The sequence below is a fragment of the Acidovorax sp. CF316 genome (assembly GCF_000276605.1).
Classification (GTDB): domain Bacteria; phylum Pseudomonadota; class Gammaproteobacteria; order Burkholderiales; family Burkholderiaceae_C; genus Acidovorax.
The window spans coordinates 50,594-70,020 of sequence record NZ_AKJX01000207.1; the positions used below are offsets into that span (position 1 = coordinate 50,594).

Genomic DNA, 19,427 nt, shown 5'->3' on the forward strand with positions numbered 1-19,427 from the left:
CGTCATCGGTAGCCCGCCACATCCACCGGCTTGCCCGCCCGCTCCTCGGCCAGCATGTGGCCCCAGGCATCGGGCTGGCTGCCATCGAGGTCCGTGAAGCCATAGACCCGCGCCAGTTGACCGCTGGACAAGGACTGCCCATTCCAGCGCGCCACCGCGGGGTCCTGCGCCAGGGCCACCACGGCGCGGCCCACATAGGCAGGGCTTTCCGCCACCGCAAAGCCCGGCACCCGGGTAATCGCATCGCGCCAGGTGGCCTCGGTGACGCCAAAGGCCTCCAGCATGGCCTCCGAGCGCAGCCAGCCGGGCGACAGCGACACGGCGGTGGCGCCGTGCGGCGCCAGCTCATGCCCCAGCGCAAATCCCATGCGCAGCACCGCAGCCTTGGCGATGTCGTAGAAGAAGGAGTTGCGGTAGCGCGTGCCGTTGTATTCGGCCGTGCCATCGTTGACTTCCACCACCAGCCCGCCGGGTGACTTCAGCAGCAGCGGAAGCGCGAAATGGCTGGTGATGGCATGCGTGTCCACCGCCAGGCGCAGGGTGCGCAGGCCATAGTCCAGGTCGGACTCCCACACGGTCTTGCTCCATTCGACGTGCGTGGCGCCGAAGATGTCGTTTACCAGCAGGTGCAATGCGCCCTGCTCGCGTTCGATGCGTGCCACCAGGGCGCGCACCTCATCCTGCACCAGGTGGTCCACCCGCACCGCAATGCCCTGGCCACCGGCCTGGTCCACGAGCGCCGCGGTCTCCTCGATGGTCTCGGGCCGGTCCATCTCGGAGCGCTGCGCGCCCGATGAGCGGCCGGTCACATAGACCGTGGCCCCTGCCGCGCCGAGTTGCACGGCAATGCCACGACCGGCACCCCGGGTGGCTCCCGCCACGAGGGCGACTTTTCCCTTGAGGGAGTTGTGTGTCGGGTTCATGCGTTGCGTCCTTTTTTCTTTCGATGGATGCCACGGTACCGACGCCAGCGGTCTATGTCTTGGAAGAAAGCGAAACGCCGCGCTGCAGGAAGTCGGTGGGCGAGAGCCCGCAGAGCACGCGGAACTCGTTGGCCAGGTGCGCCTGGTCGTAGAAACCACCATCGGCTGCCAGAGCGGCCCACGGCGGCGCAGTGGGACCGCCGCGCAGCGCGCGCAGGCAGGCATGCAGTCGCGCAAGCCGACCCCAGGCCTTGGGCGACATGCCCACCTCGGCACGGAAGATCTGCTGCAGGCGCCGCTCGCCCACACCCACGGCACGGGCCACCTCCCGGGGGCGCATCCGGCCTGCCGATGCCGTCAGCAGGGCGGCGGCCTGCGCGGCGCAGGGGTTTGCAGGCATGGTGCCGCGCGCAAGGCGTTGCGCCAGCGCGGCCTGCAGCACGGCCATCCGTGCCCCATCGTCCGGCTGCTCGGCCATGCGCTCGCGCAATTCGGCGAAGTCCCTGCCCCACAGCACCTCCAGCGGCACCGCCATGCCCTGCAGCTCCCCGGCCGGCAACCCAAGCAAAGCCGATGCGGTGCCGGGGCGCAGCGCGACCGAGATGCTGTGCATGCGGCTGCCACCGCGCCAACGCAGCAGCACGGGTGCCGTGGCGGCACCGATGGCCACGCTGCCCTGGGACTCACCCGCCGGGCCTGCTGGCGTGCCATCCTCCAGGTGGACCACCAGGCGCACGGCCCCATCGGGCAGCACGCGCTCGGCCACCCCGGCACCCTCGGCAAAGGTTTCGCGGTACTGCAGGATCTGGGAGACATGGGGCGCCAGGCGCGCGCCCACCGAAAAGGTGCGCAGCGTATCGGCAGGCACGGTGCTTTCCGGCCCGTGCACGTTGTCGCCATCGAGGCGAAGAAAGAGGCGCTCGGTCATGGGGGATGCGGCAGATGGCGCATCCTAATTCACTGCACGTCGGCCAGACCACCCGCACAGGCCGCGCCGAGAGGGCCGGCCTCAGCCGTAGAGCGCCACTTCCCCTTCGATCTCCACCGGGATGTTGAACGGCAGCGCCGCCATGCCCACCGCACTGCGCGTGTGCATGCCGCGATCTTCGCCATACAGCTCCAGGATGAGGTGCGAAAAACCGTTGATGACCGCGGGCTGGGCCGCAAAGTCGGGCGTGCAATTCACCATGCCAAAGACGCGAGTCCAGGCCGAGATCCGGTCCAGGTCGCCGAGCGCCCTCTTCAGGCTCCCCAGGACCGACAGCGCCACCCTGCGCGCCTGCTCATAGCCCTGCTCGACGGTCAAATCCTGACCCAGCTTGCCCAGCGGCCCGGCAATCGAACCATCGTCGTTCAACGGCCCATGGCCGGAGAACAGCACCCGCGTCCCCTGAACCTGCACGAAGGCGAATGGCAAGCTGACGCCCGGCGGAGGCTGGATCTGCGCCGGCAGCTTAAGCCCGAGTTGCGCGAGGCGTTGTTCGATCAGTGCCATGGACGGTACTCCGGTCGGCTGCAAACAAACATTGTCATCTCTTTGAAGGCAGGAGAAGGCCACCGCGGAGTCCGGCGGTAGACCTGCCTGCATGAAAAAGCCCTGTCTTGCCTTCGGTGCCGCCATCGTTCTGGCGGCTCAATTTTCCACCGTACATGCGACCGAATTCAAGACCGCTGTCGTAGGGCAGGTCATTGCAGATCGCACGTTGACCATCGGGAAACTGTCGATGCAACTCCCGAGCGGCGAGTGGATTTTGGCCGCGAAGGCGCAAGTGGGAGGCGGATCACAGCCCAACATGCCTGCACCACCATTGCACAGGTTCGCCGTGGTGCAGGTACGCGACAAGACCATCTCCGCTGTCATCATGTTCAGCGGGCCCGCCTGGAGCTATGCCGTTACCCAGTGGAGCGATGAGCCGTGCAAGAACGTGACCTCCTACATCGTCAAAAGCACATTGAACCAGACCAGGGCCATGCCCGAATGCTTTGTGGTTGCCAACCTGAATGCAGGCGCTTTTGAAGCCTTGTCAGACACCCACAAGGAGGTTGCACGCTGGGCCCACAGCAACAGCTATGCGCTCCCCGTCCCCATGCTTCAGGTGCACCACACCAAGTACCACAAGGGCGACTACTTCAGACTCAACGCGCACTTCGCGGGAGGCCTCGACTCCGCACCTGCCGCAGAAGCCTGGGGACGCGAGGCGGCCTCGTCTCTCACCGCCATGATCACCCGGGCCACTCCCCTGGGACAGTTGCCCGAGCTCCCGGCATTCGCGTCCACTCTAGGGGCCACACAACCTGTCGCCGCACAACCCATGGCCGGCAGCGCGACCGCTGCCGCCCCCGGTTCGGCTGAAGCTCGCCTGCGCCAACTGAAGTCCTTGCTCGATAGCAAGCTGATCACTCCCGAAGAGTACGAAGGCAAACGAAAGAAGATCGTCGACGAAATGTAGGCGGGCTTCAACCGCAAGACGGCATCACAGTCCGTCCAGCACTTTCTTGCGCTTAGCGTCGTATTCCTGTTGCGTAATCAATCCATCGGCATGCAAGCGCCGCAGTGCTTCGAGTTGGGCTTGAACAGAGGATGGCGGACTTGCTACAGGAGCCGCTGGCGTTGCTGGACCTCGCACTGCCAGCGCTGGCGCCGCCTGGATACGGGTGGAGGCAACGGTGTCGCACCGGTTCTTGATCTGTGCGGTCTCCAACGCCTCGATCTCGCCCTTCGCGCGCGCGACATCGGCCTCATGGTCTCCGGACATCTTGCTGAAAGGCACCCCCAGCAAGAACACGCCTACCGCGTCGTTGTTGGCCTTCTGGTCTTGCAGTACCGAGTAGCGGGATAGATCGTTGCGTGCAGACACCAGGCGTTCGTGGATAGCGGGGCATTCCAGTCCAACGAAGCGCTCGTGGGACACAAATGACGGCTTGATGCTTGCCGGCCGATTGGCGCATGCGGTCAAGCAGATGGCAAGTCCCAAAATACCTACGCGCAACGCTGCCATGAGGCCTCCCTAAATGCTGTTTGAACGGTGTGACCGGGTTGCCGATACGCCAGCCTCATGGCTGTCCGCGCCAAACCAGCCCGCGTCGAAGCTCACAGCAGCACGATGTCGTACTGCTCCTGCCCCATCGCGCTTTCGGACTGCAGCGAGATCGGCTTGCGGATGAAATCCGACAGCCCTGCCAGGTGCTGGCTTTCCTCGTCGAGGAACAGCTCCACCACGCGTGCCGAGGCGACCACACGGAACTCGCGCGGGTTGAACTGGCGTGCCTCGCGCAGGATCTCGCGCAGGATGTCGTAGCAGACGCTGCGCGCGGTCTTCACGCTGCCCTTGCCCTGGCAGGCCTCGCAGGGCTCGCACAGCATGTGGGCCAGGGATTCGCGCGTGCGCTTGCGCGTCATCTCCACCAGGCCCAGCTGCGAGAAGCCGCCGGCCATGGTCTTCACGCGGTCGCGCGCCAGCTGCTTCTTGAATTCGGAGAGCACGGCCTCCTGGTGGCCCGCCTGCACCATGTCGATGAAGTCCACGATGATGATGCCCCCCAGATTGCGCAGGCGCAGCTGGCGGGCGATGGCCTGGGCGGCCTCCAGGTTGGTCTTGAAGATGGTGTCGTCGAAATTGCGCGCACCCACGTAGCCGCCGGTGTTCACATCGATGGTGGTGAGCGCCTCGGTCTGGTCCACGATCAGGTAGCCGCCGGACTTCAGGTCCACGCGCCGGCCCAGGGCCTTGGCGACTTCCTCGTCGATGGAGTAGAGGTCGAAGATGGGGCGCTCGCCCTTGTAGTGCTGCAGCTTGGGCGCCGCGGCCGGCATGAACTCCTGCCCGAAGGCGCGCAGGCGCTGGAACTGCTCCAGCGAATCGAGGCGGATGGTCTGCGTGTGGTCGCCCACCAGGTCGCGCAGCACGCGCTGCAGCAGGTCCAGGTCCTGGTGCAGCAGCGACATGGGCGGCAGCTTGAGCGATGCCTCCTTGATGCGTGCCCAGGTCTTGCGCAGGTAGGCGATGTCCTCGGCCAGCTCGGCGTCGGTTGAATCCTCGCCATTGGTGCGCAGGATGAAGCCGCCGCCACCGCCCGTGGACTTGTCGCCCACCAGGGCCTGCAGGCGCGCGCGCAGCGCATCGCGCTCGGCCGAGGGGATCTTCTGCGACACGCCGACATGGTCGTCCTGCGGCAGAAACACCAGCAGGCGTCCGGCGATGCTGATCTGCGTGGACAGGCGCGCACCCTTGGTGCCGATGGGGTCCTTGATGACCTGCACCATGAGCGACTGGCCTTCGAACACCTGCTTTTCGATGGGCACCTGCGGCTCGCCCTTGCGCGCGAAGGCGGGAGGCTCGCCGTCGGGCTGGCGCTGCCAGACGTCGGCCACGTGCAGGAAAGCGGCCCGTTCCAGGCCGATGTCGATGAAAGCCGACTGCATGCCCGGCAACACGCGCGAGACCTTGCCCAGGTAGACGTTGCCCACCAGGCCACGCTCCAGCGTGCGCTCGATGTGCAGTTCCTGCACGGCGCCGTGCTCGACGATGGCGACGCGTGTCTCCTGCGGCGACCAGTTGATGAGGATGTCTTGTTGCATGGTCGTCAACGCTTGTTGTTCTTCAAACAGGGAATCCGGCGGCGCGCAATAACTGCGCCGTCTCGTACATGGGCAGGCCCATGATGCCCGAATAGCTGCCGCTCAGCTGGGGAATGAAGGCCGCCGCGCGGCCCTGCACCCCATAGGCACCGGCCTTGCCCAGCGGCTCGCCGGTGGCCACGTAGTCATCGACCTGTTGCGGCGTGAGCGCCGCGAAGGTCACGCGCGACACCGACAGCGCCGCCACGCGGCGCGTGCCCATCTGCAGCGCCACGGCCGTGAGCACGCGGTGCGTGCGGCCCGCCAGCTCGGCCAGCATGCGCGCGGCGTGGGCGGCATCGTCGGGCTTGCCGTAGATGGCGCGGCCCAGGGCCACCGTGGTGTCGGAGCACAGGATGGGCGCCTCGGGCAGGCCCCGGCGTGCGCGGCGCGCCATGGCGGCGTCGAGCTTGAGGCCGGTGACGCGCTGCACATAGGCCGTCGGCACCTCGCCGGGGCGCACTTCCTCGATGGCCTCGGCGTCCTCGCCCATGTCGCCGTCCACATTGGGTACCAGCAGTTCATGGCGCACGCCCAGCTGGTCGAGCAACTGGCGGCGGCGGGGGCTTTGGGAGGCGAGGTAGATGAAGTCCGGCATGGTGGGATCAAGGATAACCAAGAAAGAGTGATCGATCCGGCCCCGCCTACCTCCTTTGCAGCGCAGGCGCGCAGCAAATCACGCCTGGCCGCTACTCGCGGTGGTACGGATGGCCGGCATTCACCGACCAGGCGCGGTACAGCTGCTCGATGAGCAGCACCCGCACCATGGCGTGCGGCAGGGTCAGGTCGGACAGGCGGATGCGCTCGTGCGCCGCCTGGCGAAAGGCCGGGTCGAGGCCGTCGGGCCCGCCGATGACCAGGGCCACGTCGTCTCCGCCCAGCTGCCAGCCCTTGAGCCGCTCGGCCAGGGCCTTGGTGGTGAGGTTGGTGCCGCGCTCGTCGAGTGCCACCACGCGGGTGCCGCGGGGGATGGCGGCCTCGATGCGCTCACGCTCGGCGGCGTACAGCGTCTCCAGCGTCTTGGAGCCGCGCGGTTCGGTCTTCACCGCCTTGAGCTCGACCTTGAGCTCGGGCGGGAAGCGCTTGGCATAGTCGTCGTAGGCGGTCTGCGCCCAATCGGGCACGCGCTGGCCCACGGCCACGATCAGCAGTTTCATGGCAATTCAGGCGCCAGGAGATTGTTGCGGGAGACCGGCCGAAGCCCTCCTCCATCGCCTCACTTGCGGCCGGGCGCCCTCTTGGCGGGGGCCTTGACCGCTGGCCGTGCACCACCGCGCGAAGCGGGCTTGGCGGCCTCGGCATTGGCCTTGCTGCGCGGCACGGATGGCTTGACCACGATGGTCTTGACCGGGGCCTTGGTGGCGGCGGGCTTCTTGGCTGCAGGGCTGGTCTTCACGGCGGACTTGGCCGGTGCGGCCTTGGAGGCCGTGCCGGTCTTCGCCGGGGCGCGGCTCGGTGCCTTTGCGGGGGCCTTGGCTGCCGGCTTGGCCGCAGACTTGGCGGCGGGGCGGGCAAACGACTTGGCAGGTGCTGCCGCCTTCTTGGCCGCGGGGCGGGCCGAGGTACCACTCTTGGCGGCCGATTTGGCATCGGACTTCGCAGCCTTCTGCGCCGACTTCTTCTCGGCCAGCTCGGTGGCTGCCGAGGATGCCGGCTTGGCCGCACCCAGCTTCATGCGCACGGGCACCTCGCCCCAGAGTTCTTCCAGGCGGTAGTACTGGCGTATGGCGGGCTGCATGATGTGGGCCACGGCCGCACCGCAGTCCACGATGATCCACTCACCGTTGTCTTCGCCTTCGATGCGGGGCTTGGAAAACCCGGCTTCCTTCACCGCGTCGCGCACGCTGGCGGCCAGCGCCTTGGTCTGGCGGTTGGAAGTACCCGATGCCACGATGACCCGTTCAAACAGCGGCGAGAGATGCTCGGTGTTGAAGACCTGGATGTCTTGCGCCTTGACGTCTTCCAAGCCATCGACGATGGCGCGCTGGAGTTTGGTGACGTCTTTCTTGGCGGCGGTTTCCGATTTGGTGGATGTGGTCATCAGGCGGTGATTTATGAGGAATGGAATCAATATAGCGCGCAACCGGGCGTGCAGCCAGTGGGCTGGGCCTCGGGTGTTGCGCGGTGGCGCTCAGGCGATAAAGGGTGTTGGAACCCTTCGCTGCTGGCGCCAAAAGCGCGGGCAGCTATTGAAATTATAGCTTTTTGCGAACAGCGGCCGTTTCAGACGGTATCCGCAAGCCAGTCGCGCCGCACCAGGAAGCGCTCGGCCAGCGCTGCTTCAGGCGAACCGGCGCCCTCCTGGCGCTGGTAGGACCAGGACACCAGCGGCGGCATGGACAGCAGGATGGACTCGGTGCGCCCGCCCGATTGCAGGCCGAAATGCGTGCCCCGGTCCCACACCAGGTTGAACTCGACATAGCGGCCGCGGCGGTAGAGCTGAAAGTCGCGTTCGCGCTCGCCATGGGGCATGTCCCGGCGCTTTTGCACGATGGGCAGGTAGGCATCCAGGAAGGCATCGCCCACCGACTGCGTCATGGCCAGGCTCTGCTCGAAACCCAGTTCCGAGAAGTCGTCGAAAAACACGCCGCCCACGCCGCGCTGCTCGTTGCGGTGCTTGAGGAAGAAGTATTCGTCGCACCACTGCTTGAAGCGCGGGTACTTGTCGTCGCCAAAGGGCGCGAGCGCATCGCGGCAGCTGCGGTGGAAATGCACCGCATCCTCCTCGAAGCCGTAGTACGGCGTGAGGTCCATGCCCCCGCCGAACCAGCAGGTCGGGTGCTGGCCGGGGTGGCCCGCGGCGATCATGCGCACGTTCATGTGCACCGTGGGCACATAGGGGTTCTTCGGATGGAACACCAGCGACACCCCCATGGCCTCGAAGGGTGCACCCGCCAACTCGGGCCGGTGCTGGGTGGCCGATGGCGGCAGCAGCGGCCCGCGCACATGCGAGAAGCCGCAGCCCGCGCGCTCGAACACGCGGCCGCCCTCGAGGATGCGCGTCACGCCATCGCCCTGCAGGGTCTCGCCGGGATCCTTGCGCCAGGCATCGGCCAGGAAGCGGGCCCCGCCCTCGCCTTCCACGGCCTCCAGGGCATCGGTGATGCGCAACTGCAGTCCCTGCAGGTAGCTGCGCACCCGCGCCACCGTGTCGGCGGCATTCAGAGGGAGATCCGTGGGCATCAACCCAGATCCGGCAGTCATATGCATGGGTGTGCGCTCAGAAGGTGTGAAGGGACCCGGCGTGTCCGAGCAGGCCGCCAAAACGCGTGCGATCTAGGCGCAAAGCACAGCCATAGCTCGGGCTAGGGCTATGGCGAGCATTTGCAACGACGAGCGCGCGTGTTTTGGCGGCATGATCGGGCATGGCGGGTTCGTTCACACCTTCTTAGGCCTTGACGGCGCGAAAGCCGATGTCGCGGCGGTACTGGGCGCCGTCGAACTGGATGCCCCGCGCCACATCGTAGGCGCGCTGCTGCGCCTGCTTGACGCTGTCGGCCAGCACCGTCACGCACAGCACGCGGCCACCCGTCACGCTGACCACACCATCCTTGAGGGCCGTGCCCGCATGGAAGGCCACGGCATCGTCCGCATCGGCCGGCAGGCCGGTGATCACGTCGCCCTTGCGCGGGTTCTCGGGGTAGCCGTGGGCAGCCATCACCACGCCCAGCGCGGTGCGGCGGTCCCACTGCAGCTCGATCTGGTCGAGCTTGCCGTCCACGCCGGCGCCCAGCACGTCGGCCAGGTCGCTTTTCAGGCGCATCAGGATGGGCTGGGTCTCGGGGTCGCCCATGCGGCAGTTGAACTCGAGCGTCTTGGGCTGGCCCTTGGCGTCGATCATCAGGCCCGCGTACAGGAAGCCGGTGTAGGGAATGCCGTCCTTTTCCATGCCGCGGATGGTCGGCAGGATGATCTCGCGCATGGCGCGGGCATGCACGTCGGCCGTGACCACGGGCGCGGGCGAATAGGCGCCCATGCCACCGGTGTTGGGGCCTTCGTCGCCGTCCTTCAGGCGCTTGTGGTCCTGGCTGGTGGCCAGGGCCAGCACGTTCTTGCCATCGCACAGCACGATGAAGGAGGCTTCCTCGCCTTCGAGGAAGGCCTCGATCACCACCCGGGCACCGCCTTCGTTGTGGGTCACGCCGTACTTGTTGTCCACCAGCATGAAATCGACGGCATCGTGCGCCTCTTTCAGCGTCATGGCCACGACCACGCCCTTGCCGGCTGCCAGGCCGTCGGCCTTGATCACGATGGGTGCGCCCAGGCGGTCCACGAAGGCGTGGGCTGCCACCGGGTCGGTGAAGGTGTCGTAGTCCGCCGTGGGGATGCCGTGGCGGCGCATGAAGGCCTTGGAGAAGGCCTTGGAGCTTTCGAGCTGCGCGGCCGCCTGCGTGGGGCCGAACACGCGCAGGCCGTGCGCGCGGAATTCATCGACCACGCCGGCGGCCAGCGGGGCCTCGGGGCCCACGACGGCCAGGGCGATCTTCTCGGCCTGCGCCCAGATGCGCAGCTCGCGCACGTCGGTGATGGCCACGTTCTCCAGCTTGGAGTTCAAGGCCGTGCCCCCGTTGCCGGGCGCCACATACACCTTCGTGACCTTGGGAGACTGGCTCAGTTTCCAGGCCATTGCGTGTTCACGGCCGCCGCCACCAATTACAAGAACCTTCATACTGGCCTATTAGAACCTGTCTCCAGGGGGTGCAAAGCACCGTTACAGAGACAATGTTGTGAATTCAATCGTGGCAGCGTCTCAGAGCGCAGCGTTGTGGTAGATCTCCTGGGCATCGTCCAGGTCTTCCAGGATATCGAGCAATTTTTGCATCCGCACAGCGTCGTCACCCTCCAGCTCGATGGTGTTTTCGGCGCGCATGGTGACTTCGGACACCTCCGGCGCCAGGCCGGCGGCCTCCAGGGCGTTCTTCACGGCCTCGAAGTCGGCCGGTGCGGTCAGCACCTCGATGGCACCGTCCTCATCGGTCAGCACATCCTCGGCGCCGGCCTCCAGCGCCACCTCCATGACCTTGTCCTCGTCGGTACCGGGCGCGAAGATCAGCTGGCCGCAGTGCTTGAACTGGAACACCACCGAACCCTCGGTGCCCATGCTGCCGCCGTGCTTGCTGAAGGCATGGCGCACTTCGGCGACCGTGCGCACGCGGTTGTCGGTCATGGTGTCGATCATGATGGCCACGCCACCGATGCCATAGCCTTCGTAGCGGATTTCCTCGTAGGTCAGGCCTTCGGCATTGCCCGTGGCCTTGTCGATGTTGTACTTGATGCGGTCGGCCGGCATGTTGGCCGCCTTGGCCTTGTCCACCGCCAGGCGCAGGCGGGGGTTGGCAGACAGGTCCCCGCCGCCCGCACGGGCCGCCACGGTGATTTCGCGAATGATGCGGGTCCAGATCTTGCCGCGTTTTTCATCCTGCCGCCCTTTGCGGTGCTGGATATTCGCCCATTTACTGTGTCCTGCCACGGGAAGTCCTTTTTGTATTGATGGAGTCTGTCGGGGGTGATTTTACTTTTCGCCGGAAGCTGGTTGGGACACGGACAGCAGGGATTTCCGGCGGAGATGAAGAATGCTGCGCCCTGCACCGGGCCGCTGCACCGTCAACGCCACTTTGGTTCCCGGTTTCCCACGAAGGAGCAGAACCATCTCGCCCATGGATTTGCCCTGCGTCTCCACACCATTGACAGCTACGAGCAGATCCCCTGAACGGATACCAACCCTTGAAGCTGGAAAACCGGCAACTGTTCCCGCAATCCTTGGCGGCTCCCCAGATCGCGCTTGGTCGAGGGTCACACCAACCCCAGCCACATTCGCAACACTCCGTTTGTAGTAAGGCCATAGGGTGGATCGGTGAAGCTCAGCCATTTCCGCGACGTCCAGAGCCCAGATTTCGTTTTCTGCAAGCCGCAGTCCGGCACGGTGCAACACCTCCAGGTGCGCATTGCGGACAGACGCCTCCTTGTCATCACAGAAATCCACGGCGGCCCGAACCGAACTTTGCAGGAAACCACCACCCCGTGACGCTTTCAGCTGCACGCCAGCACGCATGGCACTGACCAGCAAGCCTGGCTCGCAACCGAGCACCAGCGCGTCTGAAATCTGCTGCCAACCCTGTTCGTCAATCCGCGGGCCTCGCTTGCCACGAACAACCGACCGGACCCAGTCGGGCCGACGAAGTGGCCCCAGCAAGGCCTGGATGAGCAAGGCTGCATTTTCCGCGGTGATGGGACTGCGGTCTGCTGGCAATATGTCCAGCAGCCAATCCGTCGCCATACGGTCGATCTTCAGTGCGTCGTAAATGGCGCCACCACCGCTCAGGGAATCGAGACGCCCCTGGTATCCGCCAAAGACCTGGCTGCGCAACCCGGGGGCCTGGTCAGGAAGCGCCTCCAGCAACTGCACCACCTCCTGCGTGCTGCGGTAGCGGCCGGCATCAAAGGAGAGCACACGCTCGGTCAAACCCAATTGCCCCAGTGCTGCCAAGTCAATGGCAAGCTGCGCACTGTTTCCGGGCTGCGCCTGGGACAGATGCAGATCCACCCATGATTCCAGGGGTCGCCCTGCCAACGTGGAAACGCAGGGTTGGGGTCTCGAGCCCTCCCCCGCATCGTGGCAACGACGTCGCGCCCGGTCGCCCAAAAAAGTACTGTCGCCTCCCGCAAGTTTCGTGGTCAGCTGCCAACCGGACCGCAGCAACTCCTCCATGACACTGCCGAATTGGCCATGATCCACGGCGCTCCACATGAATTCGGCGTCGGCATACTTCTGGGACGGCACCACGGCGCCCAGCCCGCGCAGCGCCCAGTACATCGCATCCCCTCGCCTGGGCCTGTCCACATGCGCTCCGAGCATGAGCGCCCATTCCACCGCCGAAAGCCCTGCAGGCCCGCGCTCGTTCAGATCGACGCCAGCCCTGGCAAGTTGCCGAACGGCAGCCAGGTCGTCGGCAATGACGGCCTTGTTGAGCGGGGTCTCACGCGGGTACTCCAGCAAAGGAAATACGGGGAGCGAGCCGTGGTCCATGTATTCCACGGAGCGCGGAATAGCCAACCCTGCATCGGAAGCCGTCCACGTCGCCCCATGGTCATGGGAGCGAAAGATACGGCCCGATGCCCAGACCATGAGCAAGATTCCGGAATCATGCGGATGCGGTGCGATCACCTGTGGATACCAGCGAGAGGGCAGCCCCTCCCCGCCGATACGCGACCAACTCACCCCGGAATCGGAGCTCTGCAACTGGGAACTGGACGGAATCGGCAGATAGCCACCTACCGAGCAGCTCGCGAGCAGGTACGCAGCGTCGGCAGGCGACTGGGCGGGCCTGCAATGGCTGCCCATGGCATGCGGGTAGGGACTTGGCTGCTCGCCGGGCAACAAGTCGCTGGAATGCCCCTTGGGTGACGAAGGCCCGTGCCCCCAAGTGCCCGCCGCGGACCTCAGCCACCAGCCTTGGCGGGATGCAACGGCCACGCGGTCTCCCGACAGGGCCTCTATGGCCCGCAGCTCCTGGCCTTCTGGAAATCCTGTCGACTGCCAGTCCTTGCCATCCTCCGATCGCCAGACCTGCGTTGATGAATGCACATAGAACGCCTCCCGCGTGGCGGTCAGATTGACCCTTGACCGCGCAAGACCCAGATCGGGGCCAGCTTCCCACGATACCCCCGCGTTCCGCGTGGTCCACAGCTTTCCCGTTCCATAGGCAAGCCACACACCAGGCGAAGATGGGTGCATGAGCAACCTGGGATAAGACAGGCCCTCGCCCTCCCGCGACCTTGGCACGATGCGCTTGTGTGACCATGTCTCGCCCCCATCGAGGGACTCCAGATAGTCGCCAGGTCCCGGAGAAGAGCTACGCGGCACGACGACGACCCGCCCGGGGTTGTGCGGATCAGTCACCACGCCTGCGACCTCCAGGGGCGTCTTCAACCCCACCCACGAGACCCCGCCATCGGTCGACTTGAAAACTCCACCCCCTGCGGCAAAGACAATCTCGGGGTTTGATACTACATAGGCAATGCTGTCCAGGCGCGGACCCTGGTGCCCCGGCTGGCCTGCTGCGGCCACACCGGCGGCAAGGCAGGCACTCGCGACGAGCATGCCCGCCCATTTTTGCCGCACGGCATGAAAAAGCCCTCCCCATCTCCGCTTGCAGATCACCATCGAGCAACTCTCCCTCTTTTGTCCTCTATGCTATCGAATCAGTACATACAACGATGCGGGAACCGACCATGGCCGAACCACTCCTGATTGCCAAGCACGGCACCACCGAATGCCACCTGCTCCCAAGCCTTGCCAACCGCCACGGACTGATCACCGGGGCCACCGGCACCGGCAAGACGGTGACGCTGCAGACGCTGGCCGAGAACTTCTCGCGCATCGGCGTGCCGGTGTTCATGGCCGACGTCAAGGGCGACCTCACGGGCGCCAGCCAGCCCGGCAAGATCGGTGACAAGCTGGCCGCCACACTCAAGGAGCGTGGCCTGGAGCTGCCCGCCCCGCTGGCCTGCCCGACCACGCTGTGGGACGTGTTCGGCGAGCAGGGCCACCCGGTGCGTGCCACGGTGTCGGACATGGGGCCGCTGCTGCTCGGGCGCATGCTCAACCTCAATGAGACGCAATTGGGCGTGCTCAACCTGGTGTTCAAGATCGCCGACGACAACGGCATGCTGCTGCTGGACCTCAAGGACCTGCGCGCCATGCTGCAGTATGTGGGTGACAACAGCAAGGAATTCACGACCGAGTACGGCAATGTCAGCGCCGCCAGCGTTGGCGCCATCCAGCGCGGGCTGCTGCAGATCGAGCAGCAGGGCGGCACGCAGTTCTTCGGCGAGCCCATGCTCAACATCCAGGACTTCATGCAGACGGTGGACGGCCACGGCGTAATCAACATCCTGGCGGCCGACAAGCTCATGAATTCGCCGCGCCTGTACGCGACTTTCCTCTTGTGGATGCTGTCCGAGCTGTTCGAGCAGTTGCCCGAGATCGGCGACCCCGAGCAGCCCAAGCTGGTGTTCTTCTTCGACGAGGCCCACCTGTTGTTCAACGAGGCGCCCAAGGTGCTGGTCGAGCGCATCGAGCTGGTGGTGCGCCTGGTGCGCTCCAAGGGCGTGGGCGTGTATTTCGTGACGCAGAACCCGCTGGACATCCCCGACAGCGTGCTCGCCCAGCTGGGCAACCGCGTGCAGCATGCGCTGCGCGCCTTCACCCCGCGTGACCAGAAGGCCGTGAAGGCCACGGCCACCACCATGCGGCAAAAGCCGGGCCTGGATATCGAGACCGCCATCACCGAGCTGGCGGTGGGCGAGGCGCTGATCAGCTTTCTCGACGCCAAGGGCCGACCCAGCGTGACGGAGCGCGTGTTCGTGCTGCCGCCGGGCAGCCAGCTCGGCCCCATCACGCCGCAGCAGCGCCAGGCGCTGATGGCCGGCTCGCTGGTGGCGGGCGTGTACGAGAAAGTGGTGGACCGCGAATCGGCCTATGAAAAGCTCAAGGGCCGCACGGCCGACGCAGGCACGGCCCAGGCCCCCACCGGCAAGGGCGGCACCGTGGCGGCACCGGCCGAGGAAGGCGGGGGCCTGCTCGGCGGCCTCAACGACGTGCTCTTTGGCTCCACCGGACCGCGCGGCGGCAAGCGCGATGGGCTGGCGCAGACCATGGCCAAGTCCGCCGTGCGCACCATGGGCACCACGCTGGGCAAGGAAATCCTGCGCGGCGTGCTGGGCAGCGTCTTTGGCGGACGCAAGCGGTGAGCGCAGTCTAAAAATAGTCACATCAGCCCCGCGAAAAAGAGGTACAACCCCGGAAAACAGACATACAACAAAGGGGGAAACCGATGGGCAAGATCGACAGGCTGCTGGTGCGCTACGGCGGCAACGTGGTGCAACTGGCGATTGCAGTGTGGGTACTGGCCGGCGTGGCGGCCTTTGCGGGGCTGCTGCGGCCCAACTGGCGCTGGGCCGCCTACCTGGTGTGCACGGTGGTGGTCACCGCCATCGTGGTGCAATGGACACGCACAGTGCGCGAGCGCTATATCCGCGAGGCGCGCCTGCCCGCCTACCTCAAGCGCAAGCTGCGCGAAACCTACCCGCACCTGTCCCAGAAGGACTGCGAGCTCGTGGAGCGCGGGCTGCGCCAGTTCTTCATGGCCTGCATGCGCAGCCGCAAGCAGTTCGTGGCCATGCCGTCGAAGGCGGTGGATGCGCTGTGGCACGAATTCATCCTGCACACCCAGGCCTACAAGACCTGGTGCCACAACGCGCTGGGCTTCTTCCTGCACCACACACCTGCCGAAGCCCTGGGCGCCAAGGCCAGGAACAACGACGGCCTGCGCCGCGCCTGGTTCTGGGCCTGCAAGGACGAGGCCATCAACCCCAAGGCCCCGAGCCGGCTGCCCCTGCTGTTTGCACTGGACGCCAAGATGGCGATTGCCGGCGGCTTTACCTACCTGCCCGACTGCAGCAGCATCCTGGCCAAGAACGCAGCCGGGGGCGACAGCAGCGGCACCTACTGCGGCACTAGCTTCTCCGACGGTAGCCACAGCGGCAGCTCGAGTGACTTCGGCGGCGCCGACCACTCCAGCAGCAGTAGCAGCAGTGACAGCTCCAGCGATGGCGGGAGCGATGGGGGCAGTTGCGGAGGCGGGGGTTGCGGCGGCGGCGGGGGCGACTGAAGGCACGCTGGTTCTGACCGGCAACTGACGGGAGATGCGCCCCAATAGCCGTTTGGGACCACGGCAATAACCACAACCCTACAATGGACAGCTTCTCAACTCCAAGGGAGCCCTCTGCTCCCTGTCTATGGAAATCGCAATACTGTTCGCCCTCATCCTTTTGAACGGGCTGTTCGCCATGTCAGAGATCGCTCTGGTCACTGCACGCAGGGCACGGCTGCAAAAGCTGATTGATGAGGGCGATAGCGGCGCCGCCGCCGCCGTGAAGCTGGGCGAAGACCCCACCCGCTTTCTCTCCACCATCCAGATCGGCATCACGTCGATCGGCGTGCTCAACGGTATCGTGGGCGAAGCCGCCCTGGCGGCTCCCCTGGCCGCCTGGCTGGCGGCGCTGGGCGTGCCCGCCCCCTATGGTGGTTACGCCGCCACGGGCCTGGTGGTGGTGCTGATCACCTACTTCTCCATCGTCGTGGGCGAACTCGTGCCCAAGCGCATCGGCCAGTCGCACCCCGAAACCTTTGCACGCCTGGTCTCGCGCCCCATCAACTTCCTGGCGGTGGCGACCAAGCCCTTCGTCATCCTGCTGTCCACCTCCACGCGCACGCTGCTGCGCCTGTTGGGCGTGAAGGAAACCAGCGGCAGCCCGGTGACCGAGGAAGAGATCCACGCCATGCTGGTCGAAGGCACGACCGCCGGCGTGATCGAATCGCACGAGCACACCATGGTGCGCAACGTGTTCCGCCTGGACGACCGGCAGATCGGCTCGCTGATGGTGCCGCGCGGCGACGTGGTCTGCCTGGACCTGGACCTCACGTTCGAGGAGAACCTCAAGCGCATCGAGGAATCGGACCACGCCCGCTTCCCGGTGGTGCGCGGCGGCATGGACAACATCCGCGGTGTGCTCAATGCGCGCCAGTGGCTCTCGCGCACCATCCGCGACAAGGCGCACAGCCTCTCCGACCAGCCGCTGCAGACGGCGCTGTACGTGCCCGAGACCATCACCGGCATGGAGCTGCTCGACAACTTCCGCCTGTCGGACGTGCACATGGCCTTCGTGATCGACGAGTACGGCGAGGTGCAGGGCATCGTCACGCTGCAGGACCTGATCGAGGCGATCACCGGCGAATTCCAGCCGCGCGACCCCGAGACCTCGTGGGCGCTGCAGCGCGAGGACGGCAGCTGGCTGCTGGACGGCCACATCCCCGTGCCCGAACTCAAGGACCGGCTGAACCTGGACGCCGTGCCCGAGGAAGAGCGCGGCCGCTACCACACCCTCTCCGGCATGATCATGCTGCTGACCGGCCGCCTGCCCAAGGTGACCGACACCGTGGAGTGGGAGGGCTGGAAGCTCGAGGTGGTGGACATGGACGGCAAGACCATCGACAAGATCCTGGCCAGCCGCCTGCCCGTGCCCGAGATTGCTGACGCGACGGAAACAACCGACGGCTGAGCCTCCCCGCCCTGCCCCATCTGCCACGGGGCGGGCTCGGGCAAAACCCGCGCATAGTCACCCACGCGACGATGGCGGCGCGGGCGTGCGGCCTACAGTGTTCGCCCATGAACACTGCTCCCACCCTCACCTGCTTTTCCCTGACCACCACCGGCCATGTGGCCCACCTGGTGATGAACCGGCCCGAGGCCATGAACACCATGCACCCGACGTTCTGGCGCGAGCTGGACGCGGTGCTGGTGCACCTGCACCAGGCGGGCGCGGCGCGGGCCCTGGTCATCAGCAGCACCGGCAAGCACTTCAGCGCAGGCATGGCGCTGGAGACCTTCGGCGGTGCCATCACCATGGACGACCAGAGCCCCGAGGGGCGCGCCGCCATCTTCGACCTGCTGACCGACATGCAGCACACCTTCACCCGGCTGGAGGAGCTGCGCATCCCGGTGATCATGGCCATCCACGGCGGCTGCATCGGCGGTGCGGTGGACATGGTGACGGCGGCCTGCATCCGCTACGCCACGGCCGACGCGTTCTTCTGCATCCAGGAAATCAACATCGGCATGGTGGCCGACGTGGGCACCCTGCAGCGCCTGCCCAAGCTGGTGCCGCTGGGCGTGGTCAAGGAACTGGCCTACACCGGCCGGCGCATGCCCGCCCAGAAAGCGCTGGGTTACGGCCTGGTCAACGAGGTCTTCGACACGCAGGAGGCCATGCTGACCGCCGCGCTGGAATGCGCCCGCGAGATCGCCAGCAAGCCCCCCGTGGCCATCTGGGGCACCAAGCAGGCCGTGAACTATGCGCGTGACCACTCGGTGGAAGACAGCCTGCGCCAGATGGGCTGGCTGCAGGGCGCGATCTGGAGCAACCGCCACGTGCAGGAGTCGGTCACGGCGATGAAGCAAAAGCGCGCGGGGGACTTCCCTGCCCTCACCCCGCTGCAGCGTTTCTCGGAGTTGGGCTAACCCCGGTCGCTGCGCGCCATGTGGTGCTCCAGCCGGCGCAGCAGGGTGGTCAGGGCCAGCGTCATGCACCAGTAGGCCAGCGAGATGGCCAGGTACGGCTCCCAGTAGCGCGCATAGGCGCCCGCCACGGTGCGCGCGGCGTAGGCCATCTCGGCCAGGCCGATGGCCGAGACCAGCGAGGTGTCCTTGAGCAGCGCGATCATGTTGTTGCCCAGCGGTGGCAGCATGCGCCTGAAGGCCTGGGGCAGCACCACGTAGCGCAGCACCTGCAGGGGGGTGAGTCCCAGCGAGCGCCCGGCGTCGGACTGGCCGCGCGAAATCGACTGGATGCCCGCGCGGAACACCTCCGAGATGTACGCGGCAGAGTTCAGCGTGAGCGCAGCGATGCCCGAGATCAGCGCGCCATGCTCCTGCTTGAGCGTGCGCGCCAGGTCGCCGTCCACCAGCAGGCCCGATACCGGGTGGATGAACAGCGGCATCACCGCGAAGTGCATGAGCAAAATCTGCACGAACAGCGGCGTGCCGCGGAAAAAGCTCACGTACATCGTGGACGGCCAGCGCAGCAGAAAGCGGCACACCCAGTTCCACGGCGCATGGCGCGCCTGCGCCAGCCGCGCCAGGGCCAGCACCAGGCCCCAGGTGCCGCCCATCAGCACGCAGACCACCGTCATGCACAGGGTCATCCACGCGCCCTTGAAGAACAGCTCGCGGTATTCCACCAGGATGTCTGGCCGGAACCAGCCAAACCACAATTCGGGTTGTTCCATGCGTCGTCTCCCCTCTTTCACGGCCGCACACGCGGCC

General features: G+C 66.1%; 18 protein-coding genes. 5 read left to right on the forward strand and 13 right to left on the reverse strand.

Going from position 1 to position 19,427, the window contains the following annotated elements:
- Positions 1-2: 2 nt before the first annotated feature.
- The 3 genes from PMI14_RS25395 to PMI14_RS25405 form a co-directional block, all read right to left on the reverse strand.
- Positions 3-923 carry an SDR family oxidoreductase gene (locus PMI14_RS25395; protein ID WP_007858769.1) on the reverse strand — a complete coding sequence of 307 codons (921 nt, stop codon included), beginning with the start codon at positions 921-923 and terminating at the stop codon, positions 3-5.
- A 52-nt stretch (positions 924-975) separates the two neighbouring features.
- A complete protein-coding gene (locus PMI14_RS25400) occupies positions 976-1,851 on the reverse strand; it encodes a helix-turn-helix domain-containing protein (RefSeq protein WP_007858771.1) in 876 nt (291 codons plus the stop codon).
- Between the two features lie 81 nt (positions 1,852-1,932).
- Positions 1,933-2,418, reverse strand: a complete 486-nt coding sequence (locus PMI14_RS25405) for a RidA family protein (protein WP_007858774.1) — start codon at positions 2,416-2,418, stop codon at positions 1,933-1,935.
- Positions 2,419-2,509: 91 nt separating this feature from the next.
- Between PMI14_RS25405 and PMI14_RS25410 the strand changes: the two genes are divergently transcribed.
- A complete protein-coding gene (locus PMI14_RS25410; RefSeq protein ID WP_035205681.1) occupies positions 2,510-3,373 on the forward strand; it encodes an SHOCT domain-containing protein in 864 nt (287 codons plus the stop codon).
- A gap of 24 nt (positions 3,374-3,397) precedes the next feature.
- On the opposite strand, the gene PMI14_RS34405 is transcribed toward PMI14_RS25410, so the two are convergent.
- From PMI14_RS34405 to PMI14_RS35085, 9 genes are all read right to left on the reverse strand, one after another.
- The gene (locus PMI14_RS34405; RefSeq protein WP_007858777.1) at positions 3,398-3,922 is read right to left on the reverse strand and encodes an SHOCT domain-containing protein; all 525 of its coding nucleotides are present in this window, start codon (positions 3,920-3,922) and stop codon (positions 3,398-3,400) included.
- 92 nt (positions 3,923-4,014) lie between these two features.
- On the reverse strand, positions 4,015-5,502 hold the full coding sequence (gene rng / locus PMI14_RS25415; protein ID WP_007858779.1) for a ribonuclease G: 1,488 nt from the start codon (positions 5,500-5,502) through the stop codon (positions 4,015-4,017).
- 22 nt (positions 5,503-5,524) lie between these two features.
- A complete protein-coding gene (locus tag PMI14_RS25420; RefSeq protein ID WP_007858781.1) occupies positions 5,525-6,139 on the reverse strand; it encodes a nucleoside triphosphate pyrophosphatase in 615 nt (204 codons plus the stop codon).
- A gap of 91 nt (positions 6,140-6,230) precedes the next feature.
- The gene (gene rlmH, locus PMI14_RS25425) at positions 6,231-6,698 is read right to left on the reverse strand and encodes a 23S rRNA (pseudouridine(1915)-N(3))-methyltransferase RlmH (RefSeq protein WP_007858784.1); all 468 of its coding nucleotides are present in this window, start codon (positions 6,696-6,698) and stop codon (positions 6,231-6,233) included.
- A gap of 59 nt (positions 6,699-6,757) precedes the next feature.
- Positions 6,758-7,582: a ribosome silencing factor gene (gene rsfS, locus PMI14_RS25430; RefSeq protein WP_007858786.1), complete on the reverse strand. Its 825-nt coding sequence runs from the start codon at positions 7,580-7,582 to the stop codon at positions 6,758-6,760.
- Between the two features lie 182 nt (positions 7,583-7,764).
- A complete protein-coding gene (gene hemF / locus PMI14_RS25435; protein ID WP_035205684.1) occupies positions 7,765-8,724 on the reverse strand; it encodes an oxygen-dependent coproporphyrinogen oxidase in 960 nt (319 codons plus the stop codon).
- 205 nt (positions 8,725-8,929) lie between these two features.
- Positions 8,930-10,210 carry a phosphoribosylamine--glycine ligase gene (purD, locus tag PMI14_RS25440; protein WP_035205688.1) on the reverse strand — a complete coding sequence of 427 codons (1,281 nt, stop codon included), beginning with the start codon at positions 10,208-10,210 and terminating at the stop codon, positions 8,930-8,932.
- Positions 10,211-10,291: 81 nt separating this feature from the next.
- Positions 10,292-11,011: a YebC/PmpR family DNA-binding transcriptional regulator gene (locus tag PMI14_RS25445; RefSeq protein ID WP_007858792.1), complete on the reverse strand. Its 720-nt coding sequence runs from the start codon at positions 11,009-11,011 to the stop codon at positions 10,292-10,294.
- 42 nt (positions 11,012-11,053) lie between these two features.
- Positions 11,054-13,705 carry a PDZ domain-containing protein gene (locus tag PMI14_RS35085; RefSeq protein ID WP_007858794.1) on the reverse strand — a complete coding sequence of 884 codons (2,652 nt, stop codon included), beginning with the start codon at positions 13,703-13,705 and terminating at the stop codon, positions 11,054-11,056.
- A gap of 68 nt (positions 13,706-13,773) precedes the next feature.
- Here PMI14_RS35085 and PMI14_RS25455 point away from each other — a divergent pair, with 68 nt between their 5' ends.
- The 4 genes from PMI14_RS25455 to PMI14_RS25470 all read left to right on the forward strand — a co-directional run bounded on the left by PMI14_RS25455 (position 13,774) and on the right by PMI14_RS25470 (position 18,623).
- Positions 13,774-15,294 carry a helicase HerA-like C-terminal domain-containing protein gene (locus tag PMI14_RS25455; protein WP_007858796.1) on the forward strand — a complete coding sequence of 507 codons (1,521 nt, stop codon included), beginning with the start codon at positions 13,774-13,776 and terminating at the stop codon, positions 15,292-15,294.
- Between the two features lie 83 nt (positions 15,295-15,377).
- A complete protein-coding gene (locus PMI14_RS25460) occupies positions 15,378-16,214 on the forward strand; it encodes a hypothetical protein (protein ID WP_007858798.1) in 837 nt (278 codons plus the stop codon).
- A gap of 127 nt (positions 16,215-16,341) precedes the next feature.
- Positions 16,342-17,664 (forward strand): hemolysin family protein, encoded by a 1,323-nt coding sequence (locus PMI14_RS25465; protein ID WP_007858800.1) that lies wholly within the window; start codon positions 16,342-16,344, stop codon positions 17,662-17,664.
- A 107-nt stretch (positions 17,665-17,771) separates the two neighbouring features.
- A complete protein-coding gene (locus PMI14_RS25470) occupies positions 17,772-18,623 on the forward strand; it encodes an enoyl-CoA hydratase-related protein (protein WP_007858802.1) in 852 nt (283 codons plus the stop codon).
- On the opposite strand, the gene PMI14_RS25475 is transcribed toward PMI14_RS25470, so the two are convergent.
- Complete coding sequence (locus tag PMI14_RS25475; RefSeq protein WP_007858804.1) at positions 18,620-19,390, reverse strand: amino acid ABC transporter permease; 771 nt, start codon at positions 19,388-19,390, stop codon at positions 18,620-18,622. The genes PMI14_RS25470 and PMI14_RS25475 overlap by 4 nt on opposite strands.
- Positions 19,391-19,427 lie beyond the last annotated feature (37 nt).

Bases quoted from the DNA above. Each gene is read 5' to 3' on its own strand.
- PMI14_RS35085 (WP_007858794.1), bottom strand. From the start codon at position 13,705: ATGGTGATCTGCAAGCGGAGATGGGGAGGGCTTTTTCATGCCGTGCGG.
- PMI14_RS25395 (WP_007858769.1), bottom strand. From the start codon at position 923: ATGAACCCGACACACAACTCCCTCAAGGGAAAAGTCGCCCTCGTGGCG.
- PMI14_RS25475 (WP_007858804.1), bottom strand. From the start codon at position 19,390: ATGGAACAACCCGAATTGTGGTTTGGCTGGTTCCGGCCAGACATCCTG.
- PMI14_RS25470 (WP_007858802.1), top strand. From the start codon at position 17,772: ATGAACACTGCTCCCACCCTCACCTGCTTTTCCCTGACCACCACCGGC.
- PMI14_RS34405 (WP_007858777.1), bottom strand. From the start codon at position 3,922: ATGGCAGCGTTGCGCGTAGGTATTTTGGGACTTGCCATCTGCTTGACC.
- rsfS (WP_007858786.1), bottom strand. From the start codon at position 7,582: ATGACCACATCCACCAAATCGGAAACCGCCGCCAAGAAAGACGTCACC.
- rlmH (WP_007858784.1), bottom strand. From the start codon at position 6,698: ATGAAACTGCTGATCGTGGCCGTGGGCCAGCGCGTGCCCGATTGGGCG.
- PMI14_RS25405 (WP_007858774.1), bottom strand. From the start codon at position 2,418: ATGGCACTGATCGAACAACGCCTCGCGCAACTCGGGCTTAAGCTGCCG.
- PMI14_RS25465 (WP_007858800.1), top strand. From the start codon at position 16,342: ATGGAAATCGCAATACTGTTCGCCCTCATCCTTTTGAACGGGCTGTTC.
- PMI14_RS25460 (WP_007858798.1), top strand. From the start codon at position 15,378: ATGGGCAAGATCGACAGGCTGCTGGTGCGCTACGGCGGCAACGTGGTG.
- PMI14_RS25420 (WP_007858781.1), bottom strand. From the start codon at position 6,139: ATGCCGGACTTCATCTACCTCGCCTCCCAAAGCCCCCGCCGCCGCCAG.
- hemF (WP_035205684.1), bottom strand. From the start codon at position 8,724: ATGCCCACGGATCTCCCTCTGAATGCCGCCGACACGGTGGCGCGGGTG.
- purD (WP_035205688.1), bottom strand. From the start codon at position 10,210: ATGAAGGTTCTTGTAATTGGTGGCGGCGGCCGTGAACACGCAATGGCC.
- PMI14_RS25410 (WP_035205681.1), top strand. From the start codon at position 2,510: ATGAAAAAGCCCTGTCTTGCCTTCGGTGCCGCCATCGTTCTGGCGGCT.
- rng (WP_007858779.1), bottom strand. From the start codon at position 5,502: ATGCAACAAGACATCCTCATCAACTGGTCGCCGCAGGAGACACGCGTC.
- PMI14_RS25400 (WP_007858771.1), bottom strand. From the start codon at position 1,851: ATGACCGAGCGCCTCTTTCTTCGCCTCGATGGCGACAACGTGCACGGG.
- PMI14_RS25455 (WP_007858796.1), top strand. From the start codon at position 13,774: ATGGCCGAACCACTCCTGATTGCCAAGCACGGCACCACCGAATGCCAC.